This window comes from Escherichia sp. MOD1-EC6819 (genome assembly GCF_002965765.1).
GTDB classification, from domain to species: domain Bacteria; phylum Pseudomonadota; class Gammaproteobacteria; order Enterobacterales; family Enterobacteriaceae; genus Escherichia; species Escherichia ruysiae.
On sequence record NZ_PTRG01000005.1, the window covers coordinates 59355 to 73625 of the forward strand.

Below are 14271 nucleotides of genomic sequence, written 5' to 3' on the forward strand. Positions count from 1 at the left end.
TCATTAACGAAATGGCATAACGGGCGTGATATGCCCATTATGCCGGGCGGGCGGCGGTTGGCTGCCCGCCAGCCATTTTGGGAAATCACGCAGCGGCATTGGTTGCGCGTACAAATATCCTTGTAAAATATGCACCCCATGACGGCGTAAATATTTTGCCTGTTCTTGCGTTTCTACGCCCTCCGCCACCAGTTCAATATTCAGTCTTTGCCCCAACGCAATGATGATATCGGTTATCGTCGAGTTAACCGCGTCTGAACCAATTGCAGCGGTGAATGACTTATCAATTTTCAGGACGTCAGGGCGTAACGTTTCCAGCCAGGAAAACGAACTGTTGCCGGTGCCGAAATCATCAATCGCCAGTTTGACGTTTTTACGATGCAGTTCGCGGGCAATCCGATAATCAACATCCAGTAAGGCATCGCGCTCGGTTATTTCAAGGATGAGTTGCTGAATCGGGTGAGCACTGAACCAGTACTGATTAAGATCTTTCAACAGCACGCCACGGCGAAAATGGCTGGGGGCGACGTTAATCCCAATGTGAAACTGGTTGCTTATTGGAAAAACGTGGATTTGACGGATGGTTTCCATCATCACATAACGGGTAAGCGGCACTATCAGGTGATGTTCTTCCGCAATAGGGATAAACACATCCGGCGAGATCCAACCCTGACGTGGGTTATTCCAGCGCAGCAATATCTCTACGCCAATACATTGCTGACTACGTGCGTTTAGTAAAGGTTGACAGAATAGCTCGAACTCATGTTGCGCAAGGCCAAGATTAATTTCGCGCGAAAAACTCATTCTGTGTGCGGTTGCAAGCCATGCAACATAACCCACCAGTAAACTCAACAGTACAGCCAGCGGGAGCTGGCTGGGAAGATGATGCAACGCCAGTTGCGTCGCACCAGGTCCGCTGACGCTAATGGTAAAAGGAAAATTTTGCGATGAAACCTGGTAACGTTCATTGCCATTAAGCGGAGGTAAAGAATCAACCAGACCGTCATCATAGAGTAAATGGCGATCGGCCACCGTCAGGCTGGCGTTTCTAATTTGCGGCAACTGCGGCTCCAGTAACATCGTCGTCAATAACCCAATGTTGATCATCTCCAGAACGCCATCACCGCTATGTGATGACAAGGGATACCACTGGATCAGCACTGGGCTACCTTTAATCAACACGCGATCGGTGGAAAGACGCAGAAGAGGCCGTGGGGCAGGCAAATCGGCTTGAATATCATAAACAGGGACATTTCGATAGCCAAAAATACTGGAGCAATAGAGCGTACCGTTTTGAACCAGACCAATAGAACGCACGGTTTGCAGTTTTGCGGCCTGCTTGCGTAGAGGCAAATGAGCGACTGAGCAGGGGAGGCCAATCAACGGAAGTAAAAGCTCGCGTCCTTCCTGAAGGGGCTGCAAGACTTTATCCAGCTCTTCAACAGCGTGATTGGCGAAGAGGATCACCCGCTGTTGATTTAAGTTACGCTGTGAAATAAACCGCACGCTTAGTGTCGCTACAAGCGTAAAAAGTGCGCAAATTGTACAAACAATCATTCGATTACGGCGATAGGTTTTAATGATCCTTTGTGCTTTTTGCATGCGGGCCGCCCTGTAAGCGCATGGCAACAAACGCCTGACGCAACAGTGGAAGTGTAGTGGGGAAATTTACAGCAGACGAGAAAGCGAGAGAAATTCGCCCATCCGTTGCAGATGGGCGAAAGAAAAGTATTAGTCACACTGGACTTTAATTGCCAGACCGCCGCGAGAGGTTTCACGGTATTTGGCGTTCATGTCCTTACCTGTTTCGTACATTGTCTCGATGACCTTATCCAGCGAGACGCGCGGTGCACTGGTACGGCGTAAGGCCATGCGTGCGGCATTGATCGCTTTCACAGAGGCAATGGCGTTACGTTCAATGCACGGCACCTGAACCTGACCTGCAACCGGGTCACAAGTTAGACCAAGGTTGTGTTCCATGCCAATTTCCGCCGCCACACAAACCTGTTCCGGGCTACCGCCCAACAGTTCTGCAAGACCCGCAGCAGCCATTGAACAGGCAACACCCACTTCGCCCTGACAACCCACTTCAGCACCGGAAATAGAGGCATTCATTTTATACAATGCGCCAATTGCCCCGGCCGCCATAAAGTAACGGGTATAGATGTCCGGGCTGACCGATTCAATAAAGTGGTCATAGTAAGCCAGCACTGCCGGAACGATGCCGCAGGCTCCGTTGGTTGGTGCAGTTACCACGCGACCACCGGCGGCGTTTTCTTCGTTTACCGCCAGCGCAAACATATTTACCCAGTCGATGACATTCATCGGATCGTTAGACAGTTTATCGCTGGAAACCAGCATCCGGCGCAGGGCAGACGCACGGCGTGGAACACGCAGCGGGCCAGGCAATACGCCTTCGGTATTCATTCCGCGATCGATACATGCCTGCATGGTTTGCCAGACATGAGCAAAATATTCATCGATCTCTTTTTTGCTGTGCAGCGCCAGTTCGTTTTGCATTGCCAGACCGGAAAGGGAATAGCCAGTTTCATTACAGTACGCCAGCAGCTCAGTGGCGGATTTGAACGGATACGGCACGCTCACGTCGTTTGCGGCATCCTGACCAAAATGTTCTTCATCGACGATAAAGCCGCCGCCGATGGAATAATAAGTTTTGCTGTAGACGACTTCATCACCGTTATAAGCATGGATTTGCATACCGTTTTCATGCAACGGCAGGTTGCCGTTATGAAAACGCATACCGTTGTCACGCGGAAAATCCACTTCATGCCGTCCCTGCGCCAGCAGCAGGCGTTCGCGCTCTTCTACGTCGCGAATAAAACCGGGAATACTGTCGATATCCACGGTGGCAGGTTCGTTACCTGCAAGACCCATAATAATGGCGATATCGGTATGGTGGCCTTTACCCGTCAGCGAAAGTGAACCATAAACGTCCACGGCAACGCGGGTAACGCTATCCAGTAAGCCTTTTTCGACCAGATCATCGACGAACTGTTTACCTGCCTTCATAGGCCCTACGGTATGGGAAGATGAGGGACCAATCCCCACCTTAAACATGTCGAATAGACTAATCACGATAATACTCCTGACAAGGTGACTGGACATCCAGTAACGAACTAATAACAACGCATAGTGTAAGAGGGAACGCGGCGACAGGCTTAACTATTCACATGAATTAAACTAATCAAAAACCGCGATTTAACTAATATTGCGATGATTGTCTCAAGTAGTGTTTTGTAGATGTAAAGATAAGTATAGTCAGGATTTCACACCAATTTGCAGCGCCAGCTCACGAATTATGCCTGCGGTCATTCCCCATACAAAATACTGTTCGTACCAGGAAAGCCATACCCGATGTGAATCACCACGGCGGTAGATATCTAACGGGTGATAACGACCCAGATGTAATGCCTGGGCGAGCGGCATTTCAAACACTGCGGAAACTTCATCTTCACTGGCACGATAAGGTAAATCAGGCGGGATAATGCCAACCACTGGCGTTACCTGGTAGCCCGTTACGCTATCGACGGGCGGCAGCACGCCGATAACTTCGACGGCGGAAGGGGGGATAGCAACCTCTTCTTCGGCTTCGCGCAACGCAGCGGCAATAACTGACGCATCAGTGTCATCTACTGCACCACCAGGAAACGCCACCTGTCCGGCGTGTTTGCGCAGATGAATAGAACGCTGTGTGAGCAATAACCCCGGCTGCGATCGGCGAACGATAGGGATTAACACGGCAGCCTGACGATGATTTAAGGTTTCCCGGTTTATCTGCGGGCGTAAAAGTTGAAAGCGCGATAAAAAATCATCAAGCGTCAGGCTACGGTAGTCCACGTCTTACTTCTCCAGTTGGCGTAATATCCTATTAACTTTATCAAAAGTTTCCTGATATTCCGCTTCTTCCTGACTATCGGCGACAATACCGCCGCCCGCAGAACAGTAAATTTGACCGTTAATGGCAGTCAGCGTGCGGATAGTGATGCTGGTATCCATATTGCCACAGAAGCTCAAATAGCCAATGCTTCCGCACCAGGCGTTGCGTCGCTGCGGTTCCAGTTCATCGATAATTTCCATTGCCCGAACTTTCGGTGCCCCGGTGATTGAGCCACCAGGAAAAGCCGCGCGCAGCAGATCGCTGGCATGAAGTTGTTCGGGTAGTTGAGCTGTAATGGTACTCACCAGGTGGTGCACAGCGGGAAAAGGTTCCACCACAAACAGTTCCGGCACTTTTACTGAACCAGGCACCGCAACGCGACCAATATCATTACGCATTAAATCAACAATCATCAGGTTTTCAGCGCGATCTTTTGGCGAGTTCGCCAGTTTTTCTGCCTGTTTGCTATCTTCCAGAGGAGCGGGCAGACGTGGCAGTGTGCCTTTAATTGGACGGGTCTGGATCTCACCGTCATCACAAAGAATAAAACGCTCTGGCGAGAGGCTTAAAATTGTGCCTTGTTCCAGACGCAGGAATGCACTAAACGGTGCGTGATTGGCCTGATTAAGCTGAACGAATGCCTGCCATTCATCACCGCAATAGGTAGCCTGAAAACGCTGGGCGAGATTTACCTGGTAACAGTCGCCACTGTGCAAATATTCCTGCACCTGACGAAATTTTTCGCCATACTGTTCGCGGCTCATATTAGATTGCCAGGCTGAGGTTAGCGCAAAATCACCCTGCGGTGTGATTTGCTGGTTTTCCAGCCAGGCCAGACGGGCATTGACATCATCATGACTCAGCAAAGAAACAGTCTGGCGCTGGTGGTCGACAATCAGTGCCCAGTCGTAAATACCTACCGCCATATCAGGCAGGTCGATATCTCTCTGCGCCACTTCTGGCAGTGACTCAAAACGGCGACCCAGATCGTAACCAAATAAACCCAGCGCGCCACCCTGAAATGGCAAATCATCGTTATGCGACGGGTGAATGTTTGCACGCTCCAGCGCCTGCTGGAGTACTGTTAACGGATCGTCAGCGGTTGTTGTGCGGGTTTCGCCTTTACACAAAACAGTTTCACTGCCGTAAGTTGTTAAGGTGCAAATCGGGTCTGCCACCACAATATCAAAGCGGCTATACGGATGCTCGGCATAGCCAGAGTGCAAAAGCATCGCCCATGGCAGGTGGCTTAAGCGGGAAAAATAAAATTCAGCGGCGTCCTGACGCCAGGGTAAAGTAATCACAGCGGGAGATAACGTCTTCATCAGTCCTGACTCTACTGGCTATGTGCCGGGTAGCATGAAATAATTAGCGCCAACAATTTAGCAGGAGTTAACAATGTTTGCAGGTTTACCTTCACTCACCCATGAACAGCAGCAAAAAGCCGTTGAGCGTATTCAGGAACTGATGGCACAGGGGATGAGCAGCGGTCAGGCAATCGCACTGGTAGCTGAAGAGTTACGCGCCAACCATTCCGGCGAGCGGATTGTGGCGCGTTTTGAGGATGAAGACGAGTAATACAATGTTAGTTTCAACAGGGCGCATTATGACAAGCGAACCCTTTGGCCCGTAGCGTTTGAACCAGAAAATTGAGGGGCTGTACTGGTTGAATGAATTAAGTAGTGTTTTTGATGGTTAGAAAAAAAGGACGCTTTTATGTGATAAAAAAGCGTCCTGGCTCATTTGGGCTGGTAGAGATTTAACTTATACCAGTGCTTTAAGCTCTTCCTGCATATAGGACGAGAAGTATTCTGGATTTTTAATCACCACGCGTTCGCCAGATTCCATTTTTTTTGCCCATCCCACCATTTTTTCCGTGAATCCAGGATTCCAGCCTTCCTGTTCGGCTCGCGCAGTAATATCGGCGGTACTCGCGGGTACTCCCAGTTCTTTCAAATATTTAAATATTCCCTTCGCCGTACTTTCATTCATAGAGCTGGGGGTTGGTGTTGATATATCCATGGCACCAATAAAATCCAGGGCTTTATCTATTACAGCAGGCATATTCTTGTCCTTAAATTAACCACGTGATCGATAAGGCTATATATGACATTAAATTGCGCCTAATATCAAAAGGATTATAACGATATCTCATTAGTTAACCTGTTGACATTCAGGTATTTTAAAGGTAGCAGGTCATGGCGGGTTATCTAGTGATGTGCCGAAAATTAACAGCAAATCGTAGTACCGCAGCCAAGTTGTTCAGGCAAGGAAGGGCAAGAAAGAAAAGCAGCGTAAGTTAATCAAGTGATTAACATAATGGTTTGATTTTTGCGATTAATATCATTTTTGTATTAATGCAGCAGGAATCATAAAAATAAATTATCATCCAGGGTACTACCCATTTAAAGTAAGACCTTAAGCACTGGCCGATTTGTTCACGATCGACCAGTTTTTCGATAAATTATCGTGTGATTTTTGCCTTGATATAATTATCTTCCGGAATTAAACCGCCGCAATAATTTTAATTTCAACTTTATACTTCGGGTTCATCAAACCCGCTTGTACCGTGCAGCGCACCGGCGCATGACCCGCGACAACCCAGGCGTCCCAGGCTTTATTCATTGCAGCGAAGTCGTTTTTATCGGCCAGGAAAATCGTGGCATCCAGAATACTCGACTTATTGCTGCCCTGTTTTTCCAGCACGGCGTCAATCTGCGCCAGCGTGTTGGCGGTTTGCTCAAAGGCATCGGCGTCGAGGTTTTCCGGTACACCGGTGTAGTAGAGCGTGTTGTTGTGGATCACCACATCAGACCAGCGGGCTTCGGCGTCAATACGAACGATAGTCATCATTTTGTCCTCATCATCATTCCATTTTTGTGCTGCAAAGACTGCCACAATGTAAGGTCGCCGTCACCACTTCAGCTGGCGAAAAGCAACCTGGCCTGACATAATCCCTGTTCAAATCAACAGGGGGTAGTGTGACGGACGATTTTGCACCAGACGGTCAACTGGCGAAAGCGATACCTGGCTTTAAGCCGCGTGAACCACAGCGACAGATGGCGGTAGCCGTCACCCAGGCGATAGAAAAAAGCCAGCCGCTGGTGGTGGAAGCGGGAACCGGTACAGGCAAAACCTACGCTTACCTTGCCCCTGCGCTGCGGGCGAAAAAGAAAGTCATTATCTCGACCGGCTCAAAAGCGTTGCAGGATCAGCTCTACAGCCGCGATTTGCCAACGGTCTCAAAGGCATTGAAATACACGGGCAACGTGGCGCTGCTGAAAGGGCGCTCAAACTATCTCTGCCTCGAACGTCTCGAACAGCAGGCGCTGGCGGGCGGCGATCTGCCGGTACAAATTTTAAGCGATGTGATCCTGCTGCGCTCCTGGTCCAATCAAACAGTCGATGGCGATATCAGCACCTGCGTCAGTGTCGCGGAAGATTCGCAGGCATGGCCGTTGGTCACCAGCACCAACGACAACTGCCTAGGCAGTGACTGCCCGATGTATAAAGATTGCTTTGTGGTCAAAGCACGCAAAAAAGCGATGGATGCCGATGTGGTGGTGGTAAACCATCATCTTTTTCTGGCGGATATGGTGGTGAAAGAGAGTGGTTTTGGCGAACTGATCCCGGAAGCAGACGTCATGATCTTCGACGAAGCCCACCAGTTGCCGGACATTGCCAGCCAGTATTTTGGGCAATCACTCTCCAGTCGACAACTGCTCGACCTGGCAAAAGACATCACTATCGCCTACCGCACCGAATTAAAAGACACCCAGCAGTTACAAAAGTGCGCTGACCGTCTTGCCCAGAGTGCGCAGGATTTTCGTCTGCAATTAGGCGAGCCAGGTTATCGCGGAAACCTGCGCGAACTGTTGGCCAATCCGCAAATTCAACGGGCGTTTTTACTGCTCGATGACACCCTTGAACTCTGTTACGACGTGGCGAAATTGTCGCTGGGGCGTTCCGCGTTGTTGGATGCGGCATTTGAGCGCGCCACGTTATATCGCACACGACTGAAACGGCTAAAAGAGATCAATCAGCCGGGCTACAGCTACTGGTACGAATGCACATCGCGCCATTTTACTCTGGCACTGACGCCGTTAAGCGTGGCGGATAAATTCAAAGAGTTAATGGCGCAAAAGCCCGGTAGCTGGATCTTTACCTCGGCAACATTGTCGGTGAATGATGATCTCCATCATTTCACCTCGCGGCTTGGGATAGAACAGGCGGAGTCGTTGTTGTTACCCAGCCCGTTTGATTACAGCCGCCAGGCGTTACTCTGTGTACCGCGCAACCTGCCGCAAACCAATCAACCGGGTTGTGCACGGCAACTGGCGGCAATGCTGCGACCGATCATCGAAGCCAATAACGGTCGTTGTTTTATGCTTTGTACCTCGCACGCCATGATGCGCGAGCTGGCCGAGCAGTTCCGCGCTACCATGACGCTTCCCGTTTTGTTGCAGGGGGAAACCAGCAAAGGACAACTGTTGCAGCAATTTGTCAGCGCCGGTAACGCGCTTCTTGTGGCGACCAGCAGTTTCTGGGAAGGGGTGGACGTGCGCGGCGATACGCTGTCGCTGGTGATTATCGACAAGTTGCCGTTTACCTCGCCAGATGACCCGCTGTTAAAAGCGCGCATGGAAGATTGCCGTTTGCGTGGCGGAGACCCGTTCGATGAAGTGCAGCTACCGGATGCGGTGATTACTCTTAAACAGGGCGTAGGGCGACTGATTCGCGACGCCGACGATCGCGGTGTGCTGGTGATTTGTGACAATCGGCTGGTGATGCGCCCTTACGGTGCGACGTTCCTCGCCAGCCTCCCGCCCGCACCGCGTACCCGTGACATTGCCCGTGCGGTTCGTTTCCTTGCGATACCATCCTCCAGGTAATTTGTTATTGAGTATGGTATGATGCGCGCCTTTTTATTGATCTAAGCACGAAGACCCATGCGAATTCTGGCTATCGATACCGCGACAGAGGCCTGCTCTGTCGCCCTGTGGAACGACGGTACTGTCAACGCTCATTTTGAGCTTTGCCCTCGTGAACATACTCAACGAATCTTACCGATGGTGCAGGATATCCTGACCACCAGCGGAACTTCCCTGACTGACATAAACGCTCTGGCTTACGGACGTGGCCCTGGTAGCTTTACCGGCGTGCGCATCGGTATTGGCATTGCGCAAGGGCTGGCGCTTGGCGCGGAGCTGCCGATGATTGGCGTCTCCACGCTAATGACGATGGCGCAAGGGGCGTGGCGCAAAAACGGCGCAACCCGCGTGCTGGCAGCCATTGACGCGCGAATGGGCGAAGTTTACTGGGCCGAATATCAGCGTGATGAAAACGGTGTCTGGCACGGTGAAGAAACCGAAGCCGTACTCAAACCAGAACTCGTTCATGAGCGGATGCAGCAGCTTTCCGGAGAATGGGTGACGGTGGGAACGGGCTGGCAAGCCTGGCCGGATCTCGGTAAAGATAGCGGGCTGGTTTTGCGCGATGGCGAAGTGTTACTGCCCGCCGCAGAAGATATGCTGCCGATTGCCTGCCAGATGTTTACCGAGGGTAAAACGGTAGCGGTGGAACATGCCGAGCCGGTTTATTTACGTAACAACGTCGCCTGGAAGAAACTTCCGGGCAAAGAATGAATCTTAAGAGTATGCCCTGAGAAAAAAAGGAGTCGCATCATGGCGGTTCAAAAGAATGTTATCAAAGGCATACTGGCAGGTACGTTTGCGCTAATGCTGAGCGGTTGTGTCACTGTGCCGGACGCCATTAAAGGCAGCAGTCCCACGCCGCAACAAGATTTAGTTCGGGTGATGAGTGCGCCGCAGCTGTACGTTGGTCAGGAGGCGCGTTTTGGTGGCAAAGTGGTCGCGGTACAAAACCAGCAAGGGAAAACCCGCCTGGAAATTGCTACCGTACCGCTGGACAGCGGAGCCAGGCCGACGCTGGGAGAACCTTCTCGCGGTCGCATTTATGCAGATGTGAACGGTTTTCTGGACCCGGTGGATTTCCGTGGACAACTGGTCACAGTTGTTGGGCCAATCACCGGTACGGTTGACGGCAAAATCGGCAACACGCCCTATAAATTTATGGTGATGCAGGTAACGGGTTATAAACGTTGGCATTTAACCCAGCAGGTGATTATGCCGCCTCAGCCGATTGATCCGTGGTTTTATGGCGGTCGTGGCTGGCCCTATGGCTACGGTGGATGGGGCTGGTATAATCCTGGCCCCGCGAGAGTACAAACAGTTGTAACTGAATAATTGCTTGTTTTTAAAGAAAAAGAAACAGCGGCTGGTCCGCTGTTTCTGCATTCTTACAGTAACGATAAAAATAAATAGTGACGCGCCTCGCAACCTTTTCGTTGGGTAATTATCAAGCTGGTATGATGAGTTAATATTATGTTAACGGCATGTATATCACTTGGGGTTGCGATGACGACGAACACGCATTTTAGAGGTGAAGAATTGAAGAAGGTTTGGCTTAACCGTTATCCCGCCGATGTTCCGACGGAGATCAACCCTGACCGTTATCAATCTCTGGTGGATATGTTTGAGCAGTCGGTCGCGCGCTACGCCGACAAGCCAGCGTTTGTGAATATGGGGGAGGTGATGACCTTCCGCAAACTGGAAGAACGCAGTCGCGCGTTTGCCGCTTATTTGCAACAAGGGCTGGGGCTGAAGAAGGGCGATCGCGTTGCGCTGATGATGCCTAACTTATTGCAATATCCGGTGGCGCTGTTTGGTATTTTGCGTGCCGGGATGATCGTCGTAAACGTTAACCCGTTGTATACCCCACGCGAACTTGAGCATCAGCTCAACGACAGCGGTGCATCGGCGATTGTCATTGTGTCTAACTTTGCCCATACCCTGGAAAAAGTGGTCGATAAAACCGCCGTCCAGCACGTTATTCTGACTCGTATGGGCGATCAGCTTTCCACGGCAAAAGGCACGGTAGTTAACTTCGTTGTTAAATACATCAAACGTCTGGTGCCGAAATACCATCTGCCAGATGCCATTTCATTTCGTAGCGCCCTGCACAACGGCTACCGGATGCAGTACGTCAAACCCGAACTGGTGCCGGAAGATTTAGCTTTCCTGCAATACACCGGCGGCACCACAGGTGTGGCGAAAGGCGCGATGCTGACTCACCGCAATATGCTGGCGAACCTGGAACAGGTCAACGCCACCTATGGGCCGTTGCTGCATCCAGGTAAAGAACTGGTAGTAACGGCACTGCCGCTCTATCACATTTTTGCACTGACCATTAACTGCCTGCTGTTTATCGAACTCGGCGGGCAGAACCTGCTTATCACTAACCCACGTGATATTCCGGGGCTGGTGAAAGAGCTGGCGAAATATCCGTTTACCGCTATCACCGGCGTAAACACCTTGTTCAATGCGTTGCTGAACAATAAAGAGTTCCAGCAGCTGGATTTCTCCAGTCTGCACCTTTCCGCAGGCGGTGGGATGCCCGTTCAGCAAGTGGTGGCAGAACGCTGGGTAAAACTGACCGGACAATATCTGCTGGAAGGTTATGGCTTAACCGAGTGTGCGCCACTGGTGAGCGTTAACCCGTATGATATTGATTATCACAGCGGTAGCATTGGATTACCGGTGCCCTCGACGGAGGCCAAACTGGTGGATGATGACGATAACGAAGTACCACCGGGGCAACCGGGCGAACTTTGTGTCAGAGGTCCTCAGGTGATGTTGGGCTACTGGCAGCGTCCGGATGCCACCGATGAAATCATCAAAAACGGTTGGTTACACACTGGCGATATTGCGGTAATGGATGAAGAAGGATTCCTGCGCATTGTCGATCGTAAAAAAGACATGATTCTGGTTTCCGGTTTTAACGTCTATCCCAACGAGATTGAAGATGTGGTCATGCAGCACCCTGGCGTACAGGAAGTGGCGGCTGTTGGCGTACCTTCTGGCTCCAGTGGTGAAGCGGTGAAAATCTTTGTGGTGAAAAAAGACGCGTCGCTCACTGAAGAGTCACTGGTGACCTTTTGCCGCCGTCAGCTCACGGGCTACAAAGTACCGAAGCTGGTGGAATTTCGTGATGAGTTACCGAAATCTAATGTCGGAAAAATTTTGCGACGAGAATTACGTGACGAAGCGCGCGGCAAAGTGGACAATAAAGCCTGAGCGTTAAGTCAGTCGTCAGACGCCGGTTAATCCGGCGTTTTTTTTGACGCCCACTAAAGAGAATACAATTTGAATTACCAAATGATTACCACGGACGATGCGCTGGCTTCTTTGTGTGAAGCCGTCCGTGCCTTTCCGGCGATAGCCCTGGATACTGAATTTGTACGTACGCGCACCTATTACCCTCAACTGGGGTTGATTCAACTTTTTGATGGCGAGCATCTGGCGCTAATCGATCCTCTTGGGATCAGCGACTGGTCACCGCTAAAGGCAATCTTGCGCGATCCTTCCATCACCAAATTTCTCCATGCGGGCAGTGAAGATCTGGAAGTATTCCTCAATGTCTTTGGCGAATTACCTCAACCCCTGATTGACACGCAAATCCTCGCCGCATTCTGCGGACGCCCGATGTCATGGGGTTTTGCCTCCATGGTGGAAGAGTATTCCGGTGTTACGCTGGACAAGAGCGAATCGCGCACCGACTGGCTCGCCAGACCGTTAACCGAACGTCAGTGCGAATACGCGGCGGCGGATGTCTGGTATCTGTTACCGATCACCGCAAAGCTGATGGTTGAAACCGAAGCCTCTGGCTGGCTACCTGCGGCGCTGGATGAATGTCGCCTGATGCAAACACGTCGTCAGGAAGTCGTTGCGCCGGAAGATGCCTGGCGTGATATCACCAATGCCTGGCAATTACGGACGCGCCAGTTGGCTTGTTTGCAACTGTTAGCCGACTGGCGATTGCGCAAGGCGCGGGAGCGCGATCTGGCGGTGAACTTTGTCGTGCGTGAAGAACACTTGTGGTCGGTAGCGCGTTATATGCCAGGGAGTCTGGGCGAGCTGGACAGTCTGGGCTTATCCGGTAGTGAAATTCGCTTCCACGGTAAAACGCTGCTGGCGCTGGTAGAGAAAGCGCAGGCATTGCCGGAAGAGGCCTTACCGCAGCCAATGCTTAACCTGATGGATATGCCCGGTTATCGCAAAGCGTTTAAAGCGATTAAGTCGCTGATTACTGACGTGAGCGAAACGCACAAGATCAGCGTCGAATTGCTGGCATCGCGTCGGCAAATCAACCAACTGCTGAACTGGCACTGGAAATTAAAACCGCAGAACAATTTGCCTGAGCTGATTTCCGGCTGGCGTGGTGAGTTAATGGCGGAAGCATTACATAATTTATTGCAGGAATATCCGCAGTAAAACGTTCGTAAGCCGGACAAGGCGCAACCAGCGCCGCATCCGGCTTCGGATAAACTACAGATCCAACACCAGTCGTTTACCCTTCGCGCGCGAACAACAGATCAACATACTCTGCTGGCTGGCGCGCTCTTCATCGCTAAAATACTGGTCCCGATGATCGGCTTCACCTTCCAGAATTGCTGTTTCACAGGTTCCGCATACCCCTTCACGACATAAACATTCCACTTTTGCCGCTTTGTTATTTTCAATGACCTGCAAAATGGTCATCTCTTCTGGTACTACAAACTCTTTTCCGGAACGGGCAAGCACCAGGGTAAAGGCATCGCCGGTTTTGTCTTCAATAGCAAACTGCTCAAAGTGCAGCGTATCGGCGGAGATGCCCAGACGCGCTGCTTCACTTCTTACCGCATCATTCAGAGCTTCGGGGCCACAGGTATAAATGTGTGTGCCAGGGGCGACATCCGCCAATAATCGCACTAATTCGAGTCGCGTTCCGATCGATGAGTGATGAAAATGAATCTTATCAGTCTGCGGATGTTGGTTTAATTCATCACGAAATGCGCAACTTACTGGACTCCGCGAACAATAATGTAACTGCCAGTCGACGTCCGTGTGTTGCAACTCTGCCAGATGCGACAGGAAAGGGGTGATACCAATGCCGCCTGCGATAAACAGATGCTTTCGAGCCGTGGGAACCAGAGCAAACAGATTATTAGGCGTCGAAATGGTCAACCGATCGCCTGCTTTCACCTGCTGATGCAAAAAGCGCGAACCGCCGCGCGAGCTCTCTTCCAGCCGAACGGCAATCTGATAACAAGAGGTGTCGAGTGGCGAACTTAGTAGTGAATAAGCATTGCTGTACTGGTTATCACCATCACTCATCTGCACAATGACGTGACTTCCGCCGGTGAACGCAGGCAGCGGTTTGCCATCGGTTGACACCAGCGTGAAGCGTTTCACCTGTTCGGTAAGCGGTTCAATCTGGCTCACCTGTACTTCAAACATTTGATAGTCTGACAT

Annotated in this window: 13 protein-coding genes; 6 read left to right on the forward strand and 7 right to left on the reverse strand. The window is 51.0% G+C overall.

Annotated features, from left to right (window positions below; translation table 11 throughout):
* Positions 1 to 3 precede the first annotated feature (3 nt).
* The 4 genes from A7Z06_RS08255 to pabB all read right to left on the reverse strand — a co-directional run bounded on the left by A7Z06_RS08255 (position 4) and on the right by pabB (position 5223).
* Positions 4 to 1602, reverse strand: a complete 1599-nt coding sequence (locus tag A7Z06_RS08255; protein WP_010345817.1) for an EAL domain-containing protein — start codon at positions 1600 to 1602, stop codon at positions 4 to 6.
* A gap of 129 nt (positions 1603 to 1731) precedes the next feature.
* On the reverse strand, positions 1732 to 3096 hold the full coding sequence (gene sdaA, locus A7Z06_RS08260) for an L-serine ammonia-lyase (RefSeq protein ID WP_000624293.1): 1365 nt from the start codon (positions 3094 to 3096) through the stop codon (positions 1732 to 1734).
* Positions 3097 to 3279: 183 nt separating this feature from the next.
* Positions 3280 to 3858, reverse strand: coding sequence for a CoA pyrophosphatase (locus tag A7Z06_RS08265; RefSeq protein WP_000386574.1), 579 nt, complete (start codon positions 3856 to 3858; stop codon positions 3280 to 3282).
* 3 nt (positions 3859 to 3861) lie between these two features.
* Positions 3862 to 5223 (reverse strand): aminodeoxychorismate synthase component 1, encoded by a 1362-nt coding sequence (gene pabB, locus A7Z06_RS08270; protein WP_085460645.1) that lies wholly within the window; start codon positions 5221 to 5223, stop codon positions 3862 to 3864.
* A 73-nt stretch (positions 5224 to 5296) separates the two neighbouring features.
* Here pabB and A7Z06_RS08275 point away from each other — a divergent pair, with 73 nt between their 5' ends.
* Positions 5297 to 5476 (forward strand): YoaH family protein, encoded by a 180-nt coding sequence (locus A7Z06_RS08275; protein WP_000457334.1) that lies wholly within the window; start codon positions 5297 to 5299, stop codon positions 5474 to 5476.
* Positions 5477 to 5662: 186 nt separating this feature from the next.
* Here the strand turns inward: A7Z06_RS08275 and A7Z06_RS08280 are convergent, their stop codons facing one another.
* On the reverse strand, positions 5663 to 5962 hold the full coding sequence (locus A7Z06_RS08280) for a DUF1889 family protein (protein ID WP_001111983.1): 300 nt from the start codon (positions 5960 to 5962) through the stop codon (positions 5663 to 5665).
* Between the two features lie 441 nt (positions 5963 to 6403).
* Positions 6404 to 6748, reverse strand: coding sequence for a RidA family protein (locus tag A7Z06_RS08285; RefSeq protein ID WP_024165131.1), 345 nt, complete (start codon positions 6746 to 6748; stop codon positions 6404 to 6406).
* 131 nt (positions 6749 to 6879) lie between these two features.
* Between A7Z06_RS08285 and A7Z06_RS08290 the strand changes: the two genes are divergently transcribed.
* The 5 genes from A7Z06_RS08290 to rnd all read left to right on the forward strand — a co-directional run bounded on the left by A7Z06_RS08290 (position 6880) and on the right by rnd (position 13251).
* Positions 6880 to 8790 carry an ATP-dependent DNA helicase gene (locus tag A7Z06_RS08290; protein WP_000128868.1) on the forward strand — a complete coding sequence of 637 codons (1911 nt, stop codon included), beginning with the start codon at positions 6880 to 6882 and terminating at the stop codon, positions 8788 to 8790.
* A gap of 57 nt (positions 8791 to 8847) precedes the next feature.
* Positions 8848 to 9543, forward strand: coding sequence for a tRNA (adenosine(37)-N6)-threonylcarbamoyltransferase complex dimerization subunit type 1 TsaB (tsaB, locus tag A7Z06_RS08295; RefSeq protein WP_001220989.1), 696 nt, complete (start codon positions 8848 to 8850; stop codon positions 9541 to 9543).
* Between the two features lie 39 nt (positions 9544 to 9582).
* A complete protein-coding gene (gene yeaY, locus A7Z06_RS08300) occupies positions 9583 to 10164 on the forward strand; it encodes a Slp family lipoprotein YeaY (RefSeq protein ID WP_000290579.1) in 582 nt (193 codons plus the stop codon).
* A gap of 204 nt (positions 10165 to 10368) precedes the next feature.
* Positions 10369 to 12054: a long-chain-fatty-acid--CoA ligase FadD gene (fadD, locus tag A7Z06_RS08305; protein WP_010345823.1), complete on the forward strand. Its 1686-nt coding sequence runs from the start codon at positions 10369 to 10371 to the stop codon at positions 12052 to 12054.
* Positions 12055 to 12135: 81 nt separating this feature from the next.
* Complete coding sequence (rnd, locus tag A7Z06_RS08310; protein ID WP_024165132.1) at positions 12136 to 13251, forward strand: ribonuclease D; 1116 nt, start codon at positions 12136 to 12138, stop codon at positions 13249 to 13251.
* A 54-nt stretch (positions 13252 to 13305) separates the two neighbouring features.
* Here the strand turns inward: rnd and yeaX are convergent, their stop codons facing one another.
* Positions 13306 to 14271 (reverse strand): carnitine monooxygenase reductase subunit YeaX, encoded by a 966-nt coding sequence (gene yeaX, locus A7Z06_RS08315; RefSeq protein WP_105279392.1) that lies wholly within the window; start codon positions 14269 to 14271, stop codon positions 13306 to 13308.

Excerpts from the sequence above, each read along its gene's own strand:
- pabB (WP_085460645.1), bottom strand. The coding sequence starts at position 5,223 with ATGAAGACGTTATCTCCCGCTGTGATTACTTTACCCTGGCGTCAGGAC.
- rnd (WP_024165132.1), top strand. The coding sequence starts at position 12,136 with ATGATTACCACGGACGATGCGCTGGCTTCTTTGTGTGAAGCCGTCCGT.
- yeaY (WP_000290579.1), top strand. The coding sequence starts at position 9,583 with ATGGCGGTTCAAAAGAATGTTATCAAAGGCATACTGGCAGGTACGTTT.
- A7Z06_RS08275 (WP_000457334.1), top strand. The coding sequence starts at position 5,297 with ATGTTTGCAGGTTTACCTTCACTCACCCATGAACAGCAGCAAAAAGCC.
- A7Z06_RS08280 (WP_001111983.1), bottom strand. The coding sequence starts at position 5,962 with ATGCCTGCTGTAATAGATAAAGCCCTGGATTTTATTGGTGCCATGGAT.
- A7Z06_RS08255 (WP_010345817.1), bottom strand. The coding sequence starts at position 1,602 with ATGCAAAAAGCACAAAGGATCATTAAAACCTATCGCCGTAATCGAATG.
- yeaX (WP_105279392.1), bottom strand. The coding sequence starts at position 14,271 with ATGTCAGACTATCAAATGTTTGAAGTACAGGTGAGCCAGATTGAACCG.
- A7Z06_RS08285 (WP_024165131.1), bottom strand. The coding sequence starts at position 6,748 with ATGACTATCGTTCGTATTGACGCCGAAGCCCGCTGGTCTGATGTGGTG.
- tsaB (WP_001220989.1), top strand. The coding sequence starts at position 8,848 with ATGCGAATTCTGGCTATCGATACCGCGACAGAGGCCTGCTCTGTCGCC.